The sequence below is a fragment of the Flammeovirgaceae bacterium SG7u.111 genome (assembly GCA_034044135.1).
Classification (GTDB): domain Bacteria; phylum Bacteroidota; class Bacteroidia; order Cytophagales; family Flammeovirgaceae.
In genome coordinates this window covers 4,903,632-4,921,004 of record CP139021.1, presented here as the reverse complement: position 1 = coordinate 4,921,004, position 17,373 = coordinate 4,903,632, and the positions used below count along the sequence as shown (strand labels likewise).

General features: G+C 41.2%; 11 protein-coding genes. 2 read left to right on the top strand and 9 right to left on the bottom strand.

Going from position 1 to position 17,373, the window contains the following annotated elements; all coding sequences use genetic code 11:
* Positions 1-155 precede the first annotated feature (155 nt).
* The 9 genes from map to R9C00_19195 all read right to left on the bottom strand — a co-directional run bounded on the left by map (position 156) and on the right by R9C00_19195 (position 11,329).
* Positions 156-920, bottom strand: coding sequence for a type I methionyl aminopeptidase (map, locus tag R9C00_19235; GenBank protein WPO33835.1), 765 nt, complete (start codon positions 918-920; stop codon positions 156-158).
* A gap of 147 nt (positions 921-1,067) precedes the next feature.
* The gene (locus R9C00_19230; protein ID WPO33834.1) at positions 1,068-1,574 is read right to left on the bottom strand and encodes a rhodanese-like domain-containing protein; all 507 of its coding nucleotides are present in this window, start codon (positions 1,572-1,574) and stop codon (positions 1,068-1,070) included.
* Between the two features lie 76 nt (positions 1,575-1,650).
* The gene (locus R9C00_19225; protein ID WPO33833.1) at positions 1,651-3,015 is read right to left on the bottom strand and encodes an AGE family epimerase/isomerase; all 1,365 of its coding nucleotides are present in this window, start codon (positions 3,013-3,015) and stop codon (positions 1,651-1,653) included.
* Between the two features lie 70 nt (positions 3,016-3,085).
* Positions 3,086-6,469: a two-component regulator propeller domain-containing protein gene (locus tag R9C00_19220; protein ID WPO33832.1), complete on the bottom strand. Its 3,384-nt coding sequence runs from the start codon at positions 6,467-6,469 to the stop codon at positions 3,086-3,088.
* 198 nt (positions 6,470-6,667) lie between these two features.
* Positions 6,668-7,651 carry a HAMP domain-containing sensor histidine kinase gene (locus tag R9C00_19215; protein WPO33831.1) on the bottom strand — a complete coding sequence of 328 codons (984 nt, stop codon included), beginning with the start codon at positions 7,649-7,651 and terminating at the stop codon, positions 6,668-6,670.
* A gap of 195 nt (positions 7,652-7,846) precedes the next feature.
* Positions 7,847-8,416 carry a rhomboid family intramembrane serine protease gene (locus R9C00_19210; protein ID WPO33830.1) on the bottom strand — a complete coding sequence of 190 codons (570 nt, stop codon included), beginning with the start codon at positions 8,414-8,416 and terminating at the stop codon, positions 7,847-7,849.
* A 39-nt stretch (positions 8,417-8,455) separates the two neighbouring features.
* Positions 8,456-9,043, bottom strand: coding sequence for an LUD domain-containing protein (locus R9C00_19205; GenBank protein WPO33829.1), 588 nt, complete (start codon positions 9,041-9,043; stop codon positions 8,456-8,458).
* Between the two features lie 22 nt (positions 9,044-9,065).
* Positions 9,066-10,427 carry a LutB/LldF family L-lactate oxidation iron-sulfur protein gene (locus R9C00_19200; GenBank protein WPO33828.1) on the bottom strand — a complete coding sequence of 454 codons (1,362 nt, stop codon included), beginning with the start codon at positions 10,425-10,427 and terminating at the stop codon, positions 9,066-9,068.
* Between the two features lie 161 nt (positions 10,428-10,588).
* Positions 10,589-11,329, bottom strand: coding sequence for a (Fe-S)-binding protein (locus tag R9C00_19195; GenBank protein WPO33827.1), 741 nt, complete (start codon positions 11,327-11,329; stop codon positions 10,589-10,591).
* A gap of 643 nt (positions 11,330-11,972) precedes the next feature.
* Between R9C00_19195 and R9C00_19190 the strand changes: the two genes are divergently transcribed.
* The gene (locus R9C00_19190; protein WPO33826.1) at positions 11,973-12,371 is read left to right on the top strand and encodes a hypothetical protein; all 399 of its coding nucleotides are present in this window, start codon (positions 11,973-11,975) and stop codon (positions 12,369-12,371) included.
* Between the two features lie 280 nt (positions 12,372-12,651).
* Entirely contained in the window at positions 12,652-17,316 is a 4,665-nt protein-coding gene (locus R9C00_19185) for a TIR domain-containing protein (GenBank protein ID WPO33825.1), read from the top strand.
* The last annotated feature ends 57 nt before the right edge of the window (positions 17,317-17,373 follow it).

The following is a 17,373-nucleotide window of genomic DNA, read 5'->3' as shown; positions in this document are numbered from 1 at the left end:
TCATCTACTGATGGACAAAATAATTTCTACTGATCTACTGTTAGCTTTTCCAACTTTTATTGAGTTTTTTCACTAGACGGGTTTTTAAGCCCCGTAACGATAGATATATAATCGGCTTTAGCCGAAACTGAGGTCAGGTGACTCATTTGGGTCTTCTAATCCCAAATCTCATTTGACTTGGTTAAAATAACTGGGCTGGAATCTGTTATAAGGATGGTTTGTTCGTGTTGGGCTACATAACCTCCAAGGTTTCCAACCAAGGTCCAGCCATCCTTTTTTTCAACTGCGATAGTCGAGCCTGTTGAAATAAAGGTTTCTATTGCTACGGTTGTGTTTTTCTTAAATCTTTCTCGGTTGCTTCGTACCTTGTAGTTCAGGATGTCTTCAGGTGCTTCGTGTAAGCTTCTGCCAACGCCATGACCAGCTAAGTTTTTGATAACCTTAAAACCTGCTTTTCTTGCGTTCGTTTCTATCAGGTGTCCTATATCGGCGATTTTAATTCCACCTCTGATGTTATCAATAGCCTTGCGCAAAATTTGTTTGGAGGCATCGACAAGCGGTTGGTGGTTATGGATATCTTCCCCCAAAACGAAAGAGCCTCCGTTGTCAGACCAAAAACCATTGAGCTCGGCCGAGACATCTATGTTAATCAAATCCCCTTCTTTTAGAATTGTTTTGTCAGAAGGGATGCCATGAGCCGCTTCTTTATTCACACTGATGCAAGAATAGCCAGGAAAGTTATAGGTTTCGTAAGGAGCAGACTTTGCCCCATAACTTTTTAGAATAGAGCCACCATATTCGTCTAGTTCCTTTGTGGACATACCGACTTGAGCATATTCTCTCATGCGTCTTAAGGTAGTCCCAACAACTTCACTGATCTTCTTCATGCCGATTAGTTCGGCTTCTTTTGTAATCGACATATTTCCCTTATTGATTTTGGTAATATCTACTTTTCTGTAATCAAAGTTATAGGTAAATGAGCGTTTTTCAAAAGTGAGCGTAACCTGTTGGAATAGGAGGGATGTACCGCTTTCGAAGGAATAACTTTATGAAGGAGGCATTCAACCTCACTCCATCACCTGATTGCCATTTCTGAGCCAAAAGCCCCAGTCTTTGCTGAATGGGTGGATATTTTGGGTGCTCCCAGCTGAGTCTACTACTTCCAGTTCTTGATTTACCCATTGGAAGATACCGCCCTCTAGGTTATGGACATTGGTGTAGCCTGCTTCTTGCAGCTTTTCCCCTATCCGCTCGCTTCGGTAGCCCACCGAGCAATAGACCACGATCTTTTTGTCTTTTTCAATGGATGGGAGCTTGGAAACATCAAAGCTATCGTAATCAACAAATTGTGCATAAGGCAAGTGGCTTACGCCGAATTCTTTAGGGCTTCGGATATCTAAAATGATATCCTGTTTCAAGCTGACTTCCTGAGGGGGGATGAGGGGGACGGTATGCTCATAGATAGATGTGTGCAGGAATACTTGGTAGGCAAGCTGTTTGTAGGGTAAAAAGAAAATGGGCAGGGCAACCAAGCCCAGCCCCAGTATATATTTTTTGCTTTTGATTAATTTCATAGCTCTTTAACACCTGAGAAAGTCAGATAAGTTTCTCCTCTTTTCAGTTTTGGGATAAATCACTCTTTTTTTATTTTTATTGATGGAGCATTTTATAACAATTCATGAGGGAGCGCCCCGTATGGTAGTTCGATTTCCACACATGGCCTTTCTTCTTGTTTTTCGAACTTGGAGTTACATCTATTGTCTCTTCGTACCAACCTCCGTTTTCTTTATCTATGGCGTATTCTTTGCAAAATGCCCACATGTTTTGGAAGGCTTCCATGTACACAGGCTCGTCAGGGTAATGCTTGGCAAAAATCAGTAAGGTATTTAAGGCTTCCGCTTGCGACCACCAGTTTTTGCTGCCTTTGGTGATCTGTGGTTTGTCCTCGTCTTGGAAATAATTTCCCCCGTCAAATACGCCTTTATATTCTTCATCAAACCCATTTTCCAAAGCTAAGTCCACCATTTTTTTAGTAAAATGCTCTGTTTCTTCTACTTCTTCGCCAAGTACTTCCGCTGCTTCTAACAGTAAGTAAGCTGTTTCTATATCATGCCCAAAAGTGACATGGTCGAGCCAAAAGTTTTGTTTGATCACGCTATCGCTTTCTTGCTGGAAAGAAATAGCGGTCCAGTCTTTTTCAAAATACAGGCTCATGTATCCTTTCTCACCAATGATTTTGTCTCGGGTGATCAGCAACATTTCTCTTAGCCGATCTTTCAAGAGCTCATCTTTCCACACAACATAGAGTTCGGCAAAGGCTTCGAGGATATGGATACTGGAGTTATAATCTTTGTAGTTGGCAATTTCCCCATAACGACCTAACAGTTCGGGGTTGAAATCAGGGGAAAGAGCGCTTAACCCTTCTCTAGTAAGTATATCATAATAACCTCCGTGTTCAGCGTCGTGGGCATGTTCATCTAACCAGAAGAAAGCTTTTTTTGCTAGCTCAAGGGCTTCGGGGTTGCTGGTGAGCTTGTAGTAAGCCGCCAGTCCATAAATACCAAAAGCAATGCCGTAAGACTGCTTGATAGCAGATGGGGCTTCGTTGGGGTTTGGGGCAAAGAAATGAAAGCCGCCTTTCTGGTAATCCCACATAGTATCTCGGAGGCCGGTAAAACCATAATGGGCAGCGTCGAGGTAGCGAGGGTCGTCGGGAAATAGTTCGGCAGCTTTGCTCGCTGTCCATAAGCCACGAGCTTGGCTCACTATCATTTTGGGTTGTGTTTCCATCAGCGTCCAGTCACTGTTGAAATTGGTGTAATACCCTCCGTTTTCTTTGTCTACCATGCGAGGATACCAAATATGGAGCAGTTTGTCTTTAAGGTAAAATTCTATTTCTTCGGTGAGTTCTTCTTTGCTGAGTTGCTGGCTGGCTTGGTCTTCTACTTTGGAGTTGCAATTGTTGATAACAAAAAGTAAGCTCACAAGGAGATTTAAGGTAATTAGTTTTTTCATCTTCATGTATAGTTGTTGGGAAATTGTATTCTATACCTATCTGATAAGTAGAAGTTGACTTTTTACCGCTCTAAGCCCCGGGAATAACAATGGTAAACGTAGTTCCCTTGCCTGTTGTCGATTCGCAATGGATGCTTCCTTCAAGGCGTTCCACCGCTTTTTTGACCACAAACAAGCCTAACCCATTGCCTGGGGAGTTTTCATTTCCCCTGAAGTAAATATCATAAATATTGGGCAACGAATCGGGGGGGATGCCTACGCCATTGTCAACCACCTTTATGCTTAGTCCATCTTGAGCTTGGGAAATCATGATATCTATCTTGGGGTTAGGGTTGAATGGATGCCCACTGAAGTAAATACTGTTTTCGATAAGGTTAGATAAGATGATTTCGATGAAATGGAGCTTAGAAAAAAAGTTGATGGGAGTTTCCGCTACGAAGTTGAGTTCGGTATTCGTCTTTTTCTTAAGGTCGCTAATTTGCTCTCCTATATCTTTTAGTATTTTTTCAAAATCTACTGCTTTTGAAAGCTCGTTCATGTTGTTGATGTCGTGGATCATGGTGAGCTTTTGAAGCATTATATCCATTTTTTCGGCAGTGTCCTGTACCTTATCGAAGAGGGAGATGGAGAATTCTTCTTTGATGTAGATCTTTGCCATGGAACTGATGCCCATAAGCGTGGTGAGCGGTCGGCGGAAATCGTGGGAAGAGCGATAGAGGAAGAAATCAAGTTCTTTGTTCGTCTTGCTCAGTTTTTCTGTTCTTTCTTTCACCTTGTTTTCCAAAGCTGCATTGAGCGAAGTGATTTGCTCGTTGGTGATTCTTAGCTCTTCTGCTTGCTGATGTAATTCTTCTGACTGACTATTTACTTCCTCATTTTTTTCTTTTATTTTTTTGTAGGCCGTATTTAGTTCTAACGTGCGTTCTTTTACTTTAGCCTCCATCTGCATGCGTTGCCTATTGAGGTTCATGATCCTCTGTTTGTAAAGAAAAACTAATACTGCAACAAAGGTGAAAATACTTATGCTTATAAACCATTTGCTTTTCCACCATGGGGGGGGCACATAGATAATAAGTGAGGTTGGAGTTTCTAACCAAACACCATCGTTGTTAGAGGCTTTTACTTTGAAAGTATACTTCCCAGGCTCTAGCTGCGTATAGGTTGCCTCGTTTTTATTCCCCACATAATTCCACTCTTCCTCAAGCCCTTCTAGTATGTAAGCGTATTGGTTTTTGCCAGGGTGGAGGTAGTTTAATGCGGCAAATTTTATAGTGAAGATGGACTGGCCAGGCTCTAAAGAAATAGCTTTGACAGTATTGGCATTTTGAGAGAGAAGCCCTATGCTATCACCTACTTCCATTTTTTTGTTGAACAAATAAATTTCGGTAACATACACTTGGGGGACTCTCGTGTTTTTAGTGATTTGGTTTGGTAAAAAATAGTTGAGTCCATTTGATCCACCAAAAAATAATTCCCCCCTTTTAGTCTTTAGGGTAGTGCCGAAATTGAACAAATTTCCTTGTAAGCCATTTGACTTGTCGTATTTACTGAATTCTTCTCTTTCCGGGTCAAATTTGTAAAGCCCCCAAGAGGTGCCTAGCCAAAGGTTTCCTTCATCATCTTCGTTTATAGAGGAAACGGTACTGCTCACAAGCCCATAAGCTTGTCCAAAATGTTTGAATGAAGCTTTATTTACATCAAAAAGATTTAGCCCTCCTCCTAATGTTCCCAACCAAATTCGTCCTTTTGAATCTTCGAAAATCGTAATCACATTGTTGCTTGAAAGCGAGTCGGGCTTTGAGGAGGCTTGGAAGCGGATGAATACATCTTTTTCTTCGTTGTAAAGGTTAAGTCCTCCTCCCTCTGTGCCAAACCATAGTCTATTTTTGCTATCTTCAAATATAAAACGTACCTTGTTTTTACTAATACTATTTGGGTTTGAAGGGTCATTTTGGTAGTGTCGAAAGCTAGTTGAACCACTGTCCAGTACACTTATTCCATCGCCAAAAGTAGAAGCCCACATCCGCCCTTTATGATCTTTCAGGAGGTAATAAACTTGGTTGTTTTTTAGGGTTGTATTATCTTTTTGGTCGCTGAGCAGGACTTTTGTAGATTTTGTTTTGAAGTCAAAATAGGTGATGCCCCTGCCCCAGGAGCCTACCCAAAGACCTTTGCCCTCCTCCAAAATGAGGGTATGGGCAAGCCGGTTTGTAGGTATATCTTTATAGTTGGTAAACGTATTGTTTTTTCTGTCAAAGTAAGAAATACCTCCCCCGTTAGTAGAAATCCAAATATTTCCTTTTGAATCTTCAAGTATATCCCATACGTTGTTGTGAGGAAGTGAGTTTTTATCTTTTAGGTTGTGAGAGAGAAGGTTTACTTTATAGTAATTTGGGGTAAATAAAGCAATTGTCTTATGAAAGTCACTCACCCATATAAAATCGGATTCATCTGAATACACAGTTCTAAATTCAGATGACTGAAAGTTTGTTTTTACTCCTATGTCATCGTTGAGTTTCTTAATAATTGTCCCTTTTTTATCTACGATGAGTAGTCCTACTTTGTTGATAGAAAGGAGAAGATTGTCTTGTCCATAACTAGCAACATACTGGACATTTTGATAAGCAGTTTCGATCAAAGGCTTGCCATTTTCTTTTTGAAAAATAAAAGTGCTATCAGCCCAATCAAACCTACCAAGTCCATCCAAAGTGCCTATCCAAACAGTGTTCTCTCGGTCTATGTAAATATGAGTTGTAAAATTGGCTTGGGAGTCTATATTTTCTTTCCGAAACATCATGAACTTTTCATGATTCCCGTTTGGGAAAAAACCAGTTCCGTTGCTGGTAGCTACCCAAATATTTCCTTCTTGGTCTTCCTTAAATTGCTGATATTTCAACTTGGGTGAACTCCCAAAAGCTAGAGTAGCTGTAAGGTGGAAAATAGAATCTTGAGCTGCCGGCTTGTAATCTATTCCCTTGTCTGTCCCAATCCAGAGGTTCTGTTTACTGTCTTCAAAAACATACCAGACATAATCACTTATTAGTGAGTTTGGGTTGGTTGGATTATGTCTAAAATGTTCGAACCTATCTTCGTGGTAGTGGTAATAGCTTATACCTTCGCCTAAGGTAGAAATCCAGAAATTTGCCCCTTTACTACTTGTTATAGAGATAATATGTGCTGAAGTTAGGCTTTTTCCTTCTCCCTCTCGGTAGGCATAATTATCGCAGCTAAGTCCGTCATATTTAATCAACCCATCTTCTGAGCCGAACCACATAAAACCAAGACTGTCTTTGTAAATAGCTCGAATATGGCTGAGTGGCTGCTTTTCTGAAATAGATAGATATTCTGCATAATAGGAAAGCTCTTTTTGGGCAAGTCCACGTTGGGCTGTTATGCTGAGGGCTATCGTAATATACAGCTTGATTGATTGGAGTATGAGTTTGTTATTACCCAAAGTGTAGTTTCTAGTTGGTATTTTTAGGAGTTAAAGCATCAAAAATAAAAGTTAAGTTTAAAATAAAGAATATGCAATTATTTTAATGCAAAAGTAGATTAAAGCATTGTTTATTCTTCCTTTATCCCAAACAATAAAATTGAGTGGGTAGAAAAGCCTTAGCATTTGCAGCAAAATAGATGAAACTTAAGCATACTTTTAATTAAAGCTTGGTAAACTTACTGTAAAAGTAGTGCCTACTCCTAGTTTACTCTCGAATGTGATGGAGCCTTCAAGTGCTTCAACCGCTTTTTTTGCTATGTACAAGCCTAAGCCTTTGCCTTTTGAGTGTTCGTTGGCCCTAAAGTACATTTCAAAAATACGTGGCTGAACGGATTCTTGTATACCTACTCCGTTGTCGCTGACCTTTATTAGCATTTCGCTGGCAGATTGTTGCAACATCACTTTTATAGACGGTGCTTCTGGAGAATGGGGATTAACAAAGTCTAGTGCATTTTCGAGCAAGATGAAGATGATATGTTCGATAAGTTGGGCGTATGACTTGAAACTGCCATTGTTTTTAGAAATTTCACTTTCAATATTGATTTGGGTGAGACGATCTTCAAGATTGTCTTTCGCATGAAACAGTACTGTTTCTGAATTTACCAAATTGGGCTTATCGCTGAGAGATAGTACCTCGTGGAGTATTGAAAACTTTTGGAGTACCTTCTCCATTTGTGAGGCAGTTTCCCCTACTTTTTCGAATAGAGAGCGGGAAAATTCATCTTTGAGGGCAACGACTGCCAAAGAGTTTAACCCTTTGAGGGTGGTGAGTGGTTGGCGGAAATCTTGTGCAGATCTGTATAGAAATAGGTCTAGTTCCTCGTTCATTGCTTTCAGCTTCTCCGTGCGCATGGCAACTTGCTCTTCTATGATTGATTCAGTATCGTCTTCTCCGTTTTTTAAGCTGCTGATTTTTGCCTGAAGCTTTTTGATTTTTACCTCTTTTTTAGAAGCTAGTTTTTCTAGTTCGGTTAGTTTTTCTTCAAGTACTGCAAGGTTGCTTTTAAGTTTTCTTGTGGCATTGTTATACATGAATACGATTATAACAATTAAAACAATTGATACGCCTGCCAATAGGTAAAGGCTTGTTAGAGCCGAACTTTCAATAAGTAGAACAGGAGCGTGAAAAAATATATTCATGGGAGATGTTATTGTTATTTTTCGTAATGTTTCGCTGTGAATTCGACCAAATATACTCAAACAAAAGTGTTTTGGAAGTATATGTGTATCCAAAACCATCTTGTAGTACCAAAGGGGGTGGATCACTTCACAAACAGATGTCCTCAAAATAAAGATTATGCCCGATTGGTACCTTATTACGGGGCTTATGTTTAATCAATAATATTTCTTCTCTGTTATGGTCGCGTTTCTTTTAAAACCAAAAACGGAACCGAATATGCCTCCTAGAATGTGGGCAAATTGCGAGATGTTATCATTGTCGAAAATGCTTATGACTTCCCTGCCCAAGAAAAGCAGCACAACTAACACGAAGGTGAGGGGAATGGTACCTTGCCTGAGGTTTACGATTGAACCAAGGAGGATGAGCATAAAAACGATACCGCTACCTCCCAACAATCCTGTGGAAAAGAAAAGTACATTTATGATACCCGTTACCAATGCGGTAATCAGCATCATATAAAGCATTGGTTTCGACCCGTATTTTTCTTCTAAAATAGGCCCTATAAGTAGGATGAAGGTCAGGTTGTTGATGAGGTGTGGCCAATTAGCATGCCCAATCACATGGCTCACCAACCTGAAATAATCAAGTGGGTTCAGTAAATTCATGGAGCTACTGACCGTGAAAAGGCTCATAAATGCATTCCCAGTAAGTTCTCCTATTATCAGTACGCCTACACACAGAAAGGTATAGGTGAGAATTACAGGTGAGTTATATGAAATCTTCATACCTAATTACTTCTTTTGAAAGGATATTTTGTTCAATGATTAGACCAAAAACACGCTCAAGCTTCGAGGTCCATGAGCCCCAATTACCAAAGATTGTTCGATATCGGCAGTTTTGGAAGGCCCAGCTATGAACACCCCAAAACCTGCTTCTCTCGCATCCAGTTTTGTATATGCCTGATGCATGTTCCAAACAAAAGAAGCTTTTTCCAACACAATTGCCAAATGTTGTGTGATGAACGGCAAGGCTCGTTGCCCCATATCTTCCTCCGTCACCCAAATTGCCGCATTTTCGGCTACGCCAAATTCTCCTTTTATTATAGCCAAGTCTACACCTTTGAGGTCGTGTGGGTCTTTCACCTCGGTAATATTTATATCTACGTTGGCTACATTTATATCTGGAATAGTTGAGCAAATGGTGCTCATGTCGGGGCAAGTTGTGATAATGGCTTCTTCTAGGCTAGTGCCGTAGGCTACTTCTACCAGTTTTCCGCCTATAGATTCGAGTACTTCCTTAAAATGTGGGATTAACTCTACATCTGTCCGTTCAAAAAGCTTGGTTTCGGGCAAATCAGTCAAAACTGGTTTATTTTTTTTTACCGCTGCTAATATTTTTTCTCTACTGTTCATTTTCTTTTCATAAACTAAGTGATCAACCTTTGTTTTTAATATACCAATCCCTAAAACTCTCTTTTGGAGCATTGGGCAATTCCCTCGCTTTTCCCCATGGATTCAGTGAGTTGTATACCAAGAAACGCGGAGCAATTCGAAGGAAAAAGCGTCCCATGCTTCCTGCAAAGCGGTAGAGTTTGGGGTAGGCGAAGAGTTTGCCCATCAGTTTCATGCTGAGAACTTTCGATTTTGGCAAGTTGCCTTCTTTGGCTATGATCTGTCGCCATTTGTAGAGCTGGTCGTGAATGTCGATTTTCACGGGGCATACATCTGTACAAGAGCCGCAAAGCGTAGAGGCAAAAGGCAAGGTCGAATATTTTTTGAGGTCTTTTCCTGGGGACAGGATAGAACCAATAGGACCAGGGATAGTAGAAGCATAGCTATGTCCACCGCTTCTTCGGTAAACAGGGCAGGTGTTCATACAAGCTCCGCAGCGGATACAGTGGAGTGATCTGCGGAAGTCTTCTCTTCCCAACTGTTCCGAACGCTTATTGTCTACAATTATAATGTGCATTTCTGCGCCTTTCTTAGGCTTGTGGAAATGAGATGAATATGTGGTGATAGGTTGCCCGGTAGCACTTCTTGCGAGTAGGCGCAAGAATACGCCAAGGTGCTCGGCTTTCGGAATGAGCTTTTCCATTCCCATAGAGGCGATGTGGATAGGGGCAAGGTGAACACCCAAGTCGGCATTTCCTTCGTTGGTACAGACCACGAAACCGCCTGTTTCTGCTATGGCGAAGTTCACGCCCGTGAGTGCCGCATCTGCCGAAAGGAAGTTGGCGCGAAGGTGTTGACGAGCCGCTTCAGTAAGTTTTTGTGGATCTTTTTCGCCTTTGGGCGTGCCCAAATGTTTGTGGAAAATCTCGCCTACATCTTCCTTTTTTTTGTGAATAGCAGGAAGTACAATATGGCTTGGAGGCTCTTCGGCAAGCTGGACAATTCGCTCACCAAGGTCAGTATCCACTACTTCTATGTTGTTTTTTTCTAAGAAGGGGTTGAGGTGGCATTCCTCCGTAAGCATGGACTTGCTCTTCACCAACTTCTTCACCTTATGCTTTTTAAGAATCTTGCCAACTATCTGGTTGTGCTCGTCGGCGTCAGAAGCCCAATGCACCGTTACCCCATTTTTCTGGGCATTTTCTTCAAACTGGACCAAATAGTTGTCTAGGTTGGACATCACATTGGTTTTGATGGCAGAAGCCTGGCTTCTTAGCGCTTCCCATTCGGGAACTGTCCATGCCGCTTTATCTCGTTTTTGCCGCACAAACCACAGAGATTCGTCGTGCCATTCTGTTCGCTTTTCGTCCTTGTTAAATATTGCCGCTTTTTCTGCGTGGCCCATAATTGTATCGTCGTATAAAAATGAATGTTTTTTTGTCTGATTTTGATGGATAGGGTTTTGGGTGATGAAGTACACTACAAGAAGGTTGTGGCACACAGCTCAGTAAGGAGGTTAGCCTAAGCTAAATCTTAACAACTAACTCTCCAATTCCTAAAACCTAACTAACCCCTATTTCCGTTCAATATTTCGGCAATGTGCATGACCTTCACGGGCTGTTTTTGCCTATTGAGGAGCCCTTCCATGTGCATGAGGCAGGACATGTCGCCACCGGTGATCACCTCTGCACCGCTCTGTATGTGGTCACGGGTTCTGTCGGTGCCCATTTTTACCGAAACGGCTTCTTCGGAAACAGCGAAGGTGCCTCCAAATCCACAGCATTCGTCTTTTCTCGCTAGCTCAACTAGCTCAATGCCTTTTACCATATCGAGCAAATCTCTCATAAAGGAGAAGTCTTCTTCCACGGTTTCGGAAGGTTTGCCTAGGCGCATGCCCCTTAGCCCATGGCAGCTTAGGTGCAGGCCTACTTTGTGTGGGAAATTGCTTTCAAGCTTTTCTATTTTAAGCACTTTTACCAAAAACTCGCAAAGTTCGTACGTGTTTTCACAGGTTTTCCGCTCAGCGGCATCCATCGTGAAATGCTTGTAATGGTCGCGCACATGCAAGGTGCAGCTACCCGAAGGGCAGACAATGTATTCACAATCTTTGAAATTTTTTACAAAAAGGGCTGCTGTTTTCTCGGCATCATCTTCACAACCCGAGTTGGCCATAGGCTGGCCGCAACATGTCTGGTTGAGAGGGAATTCCACGTCCATTCCTAGTTTTTCAAGGAGTTGTAAAGTGGACACTGCTACATTGGGGTAGAATTGGTCTATATAACAAGGTACAAATAATCCTACTTTCATTTTTCATTTGCTTGGTTAAATATTAAACTGGGGCTGAAAGATAATTATAAACAGGGAATTTGCCCTTGTTCTAGAGTCTACATTTTAAAATCTCGCCTATTTTCTGTTGGTGTAGCCCCCTTAAATAATAGTTCTTGTAGGTTGATAGCTTTGTCGCTATGCTTTTTAAGCATTTTTACGCAAGTCCAATATTTTTCATGTAAGAAAAAGTGGGGATAGGCAACAAAAAAAATCTGTTGTTTTTCTCTTGGAGATACTTGAAATCCCCTTTTTAAGCCATTTAGACTGTAAAATCACTTTTATTCAATTTTTGTTTACCTCTTCTGCTTCTTAGACATAAAGCTTCAAAATGAAGTAATTTTTACAATAAAAATAAACAAATATCGTATTGTAAACACGGCTTTATTACCCACTCTTACATAAGAACAAGAGTGTATAAACAGAATAAAATATTGGTTTATATAAAAAAATAAAATATTAATCTATTTATAAAAGATATTGGCATGTGAATGTTTTTTAACGAACATTTGATTTGGAAACAAAATGTCATTAATTTGAGTAAAACTTACATATGTAAGATACCGGCTGAACTATTCAGCTTCTTATAGAAGATTAATATTTAACTGAACAAACTTTCAAAACAATGAAATCATTAAAAATTAGCTTGTTGCTATTGTTGCTACCTCTCGCCCAATGTTTCGCACAGGTAGATATTGCTGATAGTTTAGTATCTGAAATTCAGTCCAAAACTCATTACTTCTATAGCCTGCAAGGTGACATTACCTATGAAGAAGGTGTTTTGACACTCAACTCGATGAAAATCGATTTGAAAAACACTGACATAGGCTATCAGATAACAGAAGATGAGGAAGATCATATTCTTTATTTCATCAGTACAGATGGTAGTGACTCATTTGAGTTTCAGCAAGACGGAGAAACGATGTTTACCACTGATAATGTGGTTCACTTGATACGAACCGATGAGCAAGCAATTGAATTGGTTGTGTTGTTTACCCTATTGAAAAGTATTTCCCCTGCGTAAGGAGTCTGAATAGAAGATTATAACTGATTACTATAAAACAGCGACAAATCAAACTTTTTAGAAGGGGTTTGAAGTCCGAATAGAAGATTGCCAACTACCTAAACTAAGCCCTAGCAGCAAGCTAGGGCTTTTTTTGTGCCAAAGATTCAGAGAGAACCTAGCCAATAATTAACATCAAACCCTGTTATATTCTTAGCTTGAAAAGGCTTCTGTTATTTTAGAGACCATTTTCGATGATCTGACACATTTTGCTCAAGAATATCGATCCTAACTTGTCCTTATGGCTAACACTAACTATAAAGAATTTTTTATATCTTATTCTAGAGAATTCAGTATCGCTTTTGCAGGTAAGTTGCACCAGCAGCTTAGGCTGAAGGGAGTGGAGGCTTGGTTCGATAAAGTAAATATCCCGTCGGGCGATTTTTGGGAAGACCGTATAAAAGCTGGAATTCGCAATGCCCAGAACTTTATTTTTGTAGTGTCGCCAGGTTCTATGGCAAGTCCCCACTGTCATGCCGAAATAGAGTATGCCCTTCAGCTCGGAAAAAGAGTGTTCCCAATTATTCACTGTGAGCTAGACGAAACCTTTCAGGTAGATGAGGCTTACCGCACCAACTACGAAATAATTCAAAAAGAACTAGGCAAAAGGGATTGGATATTGGCTAAAGAGAAGGCGGGGAGCTTGGTTGAGCTGGAAAGCTGGAAAGGTACTTATGAAAACAAGTGGCCACAACACGATGATCTATCCTACCTTTCCGATTGGGATTGCCCTACTGAGGTAGATTGGCAGTCGATAGATAACCTAGAGGAGGCAGTGGATAAGTTGCTGAAATCTTCGCAACGGCACCAGAAATATGTGCAGATGCATACCCATTTCCTCAACTTGGCTTACGACTGGGAAAAGCACGGCAACCAAACGGAAGATTTACTGGTAGGAAATGACCGTATAAACTCGGAAGAATGGTTGCTAAGGGAGTTTAGGCATGGGGAAAATGCGCCTTGTCATCCGAGCATTTTACAAGCGAAGTATATCTGTGCGTCCAAAAAGAACGCTCAAAACCTGATGACCCAGGTGTTTGTGTCCTACGCAATGGAGGATGTAGAAATTATGCGGGAAGTGCAGGCAGCTTTGCAGCTCAATGCAATTACTACTTGGGTTCACAGTACGGATATCGATAAAAATAAGATTTATGGAAGGGAGATAACCAAGGGAATAGAGGAGGCTGATAATTTTTTGTTTTTCCTTTCCGACCATTCACTTTCTTCCTATTGGTGTTTGAAAGAGCTGCAATATGCCATTTCGCTGAACAAGCGGATAATTCCACTCAATATTGGAGAAACGCATAATTATACCTTGCCCGACTTGGAAGGTGTAGAGGAAACGGTGAAATACTTGCTTAATTTGCAGTATGTGGATTTTACCGATAATGTAGCAGGTGCTACAGACGAAACGGGAAAGTCAGATTTTGATCAAGATATTGAAGATATAACCGCTGAGTTTCATAGGAACGAAGATTATCATTTTCAGCACAAAATGCTATTGGTGCAGGCATTGCGATGGAAGGCGAAGGGGAAGGCCGCCTTTTTGCTGAGAGGACATAATCTCGACAATGCGCTTACATGGCTCAGGCTCAATACAGATAGGGAAGAACATCCGCCTACAGAGCTGCACATTGAATACATAGAAGCAAGCGGACAGAGTAAAGGGATGCATCCAACAGAGGTGTTTATTTCCTATTCGAGGAAAGACAGCGATTTTGCTCGGAAGTTGAACCGTGCGCTACAAGAAACAGGGCGAATTACCTGGTTCGACCAAGAGAGTATTGCTTCGGGAGTGGATTTTGACCAAGAGATATTTAAAGGGATTGAGCGTTGTCAGACGTTTTTATTTGTGATCTCCCCCGATGCCATCGCCTCTTCATTTTGCGAACGCGAACTAAAGCATGCTGCGGATTTTCACAAACGATTTATCCCGATTTTCCTCCGTGAATCCGATAAATATCAGGAAATATTACCTCAGAGTTTTCAAAATATTGAATGGATAGAGTTTCATGACCTTAACCATTTTGAGAAATCTCTACAGGCTTTGATCTTAGCACTTGATACTGATAGGGAGCATGTAGAGTCTCATGTAAAATGGCACGAGCGGGCATTGGAATGGGAAACTAACCAAAAAAGTAAAGATTTTTTATTGAACGCCACGGCTTGTGACGAAGCGGAAGCTTGGTTGGAAGATATTGGTGGTAAAAAACCGCATTCTACAGAGCTTCAAAAAGAATACATCAGCGCAAGTAGAAAAGCTCTTTTACTAGAGCAAGAAGCACAGCTGAAAACGGAGAAAAGCTTGCTGTTACGTTTGCGGATGTCTCAAATTGCCGTGGGGATTGCTATTATATTTTTGTTTGTTTCTGGTTATTTTATTTATGATTCAAAGAAGAACCTAGCTGTAGCCAATGGAGCACTTGCAGAGTCTAAAAGGTTGGCCGAGATAGCTGATAAGTCAGCTGAATCGGAGAAGGCTGAAAAAGAGCGGGCAAAACAGGCATTGATCAACTTGCAGGCAAAGGAAGTGGAGTTGGAAGAGGCTTTAAGCGAAGCCTTGGCTGCTGAAAAGTTTGCCGAGGCAAAAAGGTTAGAAGCTGAACTGGAGAAGGTGAAGGCTAAAAAAGAATCAATTCGGGCGCTTGCTTTCAAGCTAGACAACCTTTCAAAGGAGGCCCTGGGAGAGGGCGATAAAACACAATCTATCCAATATTTGCTTGCTGCATGGGATTCCTTAAGCTACTGGAACATAGATAAAAACTACTTGATGCAGCGTACGTTTTATCAAACTGAAGAGAAAACGACCCACCACGAAGTATTAAAAATGGCGGGGCACACCGATTTTGTGAGTGCTGTAAAAATTTCCCCAGATGGTAGAAGAATAGTAACGGCGAGTTGGGATAACTACATTAAAACCTGGGATATGAAAGGAAATGAATTACAGGTGTTCGAAAGGAACGATCAGAATATAAATGCAGTAGCATTTGCACACGGAATGGATGTATTGGCAGTAGGTGATGAAGGCGGGGAGCTAAGCTTATGGGAAGTTTCTACTGGTAAAATGTTGAAAAAATATTGTAAACACACAGGGAGTATTCTTTCTGTTGCTCTTTCTCCGGACAATAAATACATCCTCACAGGAAGTTACGATAGTACTGCCATATTGTGGGATTTGGATGGCAATATATTGCATAGGTTAGAAGGGCACAAAGATGTGGTTTCCTCGGTAGCATTTCATGCCGATGGAAAACATTTCATTACAGGGAGTTACGATAAGTCTGCCATAGTTTGGAATGCAAACGGTACTATTTCCCATATTCTTAAGAATGGGCATAAAGGCTATATCAATATGGTGGCATTTTCACCCGAAGGAGATCGAGTGCTTACCGCTGGGCAGGATAGTACAGCAGTGATGTGGGGATTGAAAGAAGGAGAGTTGCGATCCTCGCCAATTTTTACTTTTGCCGAACACAAAAGCCCCGTGGGGTTTGTAGCTTTTTCAAAAGAAGGAGGTCAGCCCGTAACAGGAAGCAATGACGGTACGGTGATAAAGTGGGATAACTATGGCAATGTAGATCAAAAAATAGAAGTAGGTGCAAGTGGGAAAATATCTGTTTCCATATCTCCCAAGGGAGACCAGTTGCTCGTCGGCGATATGGGAGGGAACTCTTCTTTGTGGAATACAGGTGGGGAAAAGCCATTTAGTCTTTTAGGTCATCTGGAGAAAGTAAACGGGTTTGTTTTGTATCCAAAAGAGGAAAAAATAGTGACAGCGAGCGACGATAAAACTGCCATCATCTGGGATAAAGAGGGCAATCTTGTTCAGACCATTTTTGCCCATAACTATGGCATTAATACAATCGCCATCTCTCCACAAGGCAGCCTCTTAGCTATGGGTAGTTGGGATAATACAGGCTCGCTTTGGGATATGGAAGGCAACAAAGTTCAAGTCTTGCTTGGACATAAGGATGTCGTGAGTTCCATCGCGTTTTCACCAGATGGGAGCAGGGTTTTGACAGGTAGCTATGACAGCACTGCTATTTTGTGGAACGCCCGTGGGCAGCTGTTGAAAAAGTTTAAGCATGGTGGATTTGTTACCTCGGTGGCATTTTCACCCAATGGCAGGCAAGTGCTTACGGGAAGTACCGATCATTCTGCTATTTTGTGGGATTTGAACGGAAAAGTCATCAATGAGTTTAAAGGACACAGGTTCGAGGTCAATGCTGTTGCTTTTTCTCCAAAAGGAGATAAGGTTTTGACTGGAAGTAGCGATAATACGGCTATACTTTGGGGGTTGGACGGAACAATTATTCAGAGGTTTTTAAGACATACCGACCATATTACCTCCCTTGCTTTTTCTCCAAATGGAGATAAAATCCTTACAGGAAGTGATGACCATACAGCCATCCTTTGGGGGCTAAAGGGTAATATAATGCAGGAATTTGATGACTTTACGAAAGAAGTGAAGGCTGTTGCTTTTGCTCCCAGCGAAGACAAAATATATGTTGCCTCAGGCATGACCGTGGAAAGAGAACTTTTACCCAAAGGTATTTACCAGAAGTGGAGGGCTGAGCAAATTCCAGCGCTTCTGCCTCGCGAGTTAGATGATGCGGGCATTTTTCCTGAGTTCAAAGATATTTTGGCTTACCAAGACCGCAAGCAGCTCAGCGATTTTGCCCAGTATTTTTACGAGACAAAAAAACTAGAAAACGCCAAATTACTTTACATAAAGCTTTTGAAATTACCTGGGGCAACTAATTATTCGATAGATGATACGCAGGCTGAACAAATAGCCATTTCTCTCAAATCGGAAGGGGCAAAGCAAAGCGACTTGAGGAAACTAAATATCCAACACAAAGACTGGGTCAAAGTAGAGCAGGCTTTTGCGGCGCTGAAGGACTAAACTATTATCTGAATTCCCATAAGGGCAGGGGTAAAGGCATATCTGAGTTCCTGTTAT

Bases quoted from the DNA above. Each gene is read 5' to 3' on its own strand.
- map (WPO33835.1), bottom strand. From the start codon at position 920: ATGTCGATTACAAAAGAAGCCGAACTAATCGGCATGAAGAAGATCAGT.
- R9C00_19230 (WPO33834.1), bottom strand. From the start codon at position 1,574: ATGAAATTAATCAAAAGCAAAAAATATATACTGGGGCTGGGCTTGGTT.
- R9C00_19225 (WPO33833.1), bottom strand. From the start codon at position 3,015: ATGAAAAAACTAATTACCTTAAATCTCCTTGTGAGCTTACTTTTTGTT.
- R9C00_19215 (WPO33831.1), bottom strand. From the start codon at position 7,651: ATGAATATATTTTTTCACGCTCCTGTTCTACTTATTGAAAGTTCGGCT.
- R9C00_19210 (WPO33830.1), bottom strand. From the start codon at position 8,416: ATGAAGATTTCATATAACTCACCTGTAATTCTCACCTATACCTTTCTG.
- R9C00_19205 (WPO33829.1), bottom strand. From the start codon at position 9,043: ATGAACAGTAGAGAAAAAATATTAGCAGCGGTAAAAAAAAATAAACCA.
- R9C00_19200 (WPO33828.1), bottom strand. From the start codon at position 10,427: ATGGGCCACGCAGAAAAAGCGGCAATATTTAACAAGGACGAAAAGCGA.
- R9C00_19195 (WPO33827.1), bottom strand. From the start codon at position 11,329: ATGAAAGTAGGATTATTTGTACCTTGTTATATAGACCAATTCTACCCC.
- R9C00_19190 (WPO33826.1), top strand. From the start codon at position 11,973: ATGAAATCATTAAAAATTAGCTTGTTGCTATTGTTGCTACCTCTCGCC.
- R9C00_19185 (WPO33825.1), top strand. From the start codon at position 12,652: ATGGCTAACACTAACTATAAAGAATTTTTTATATCTTATTCTAGAGAA.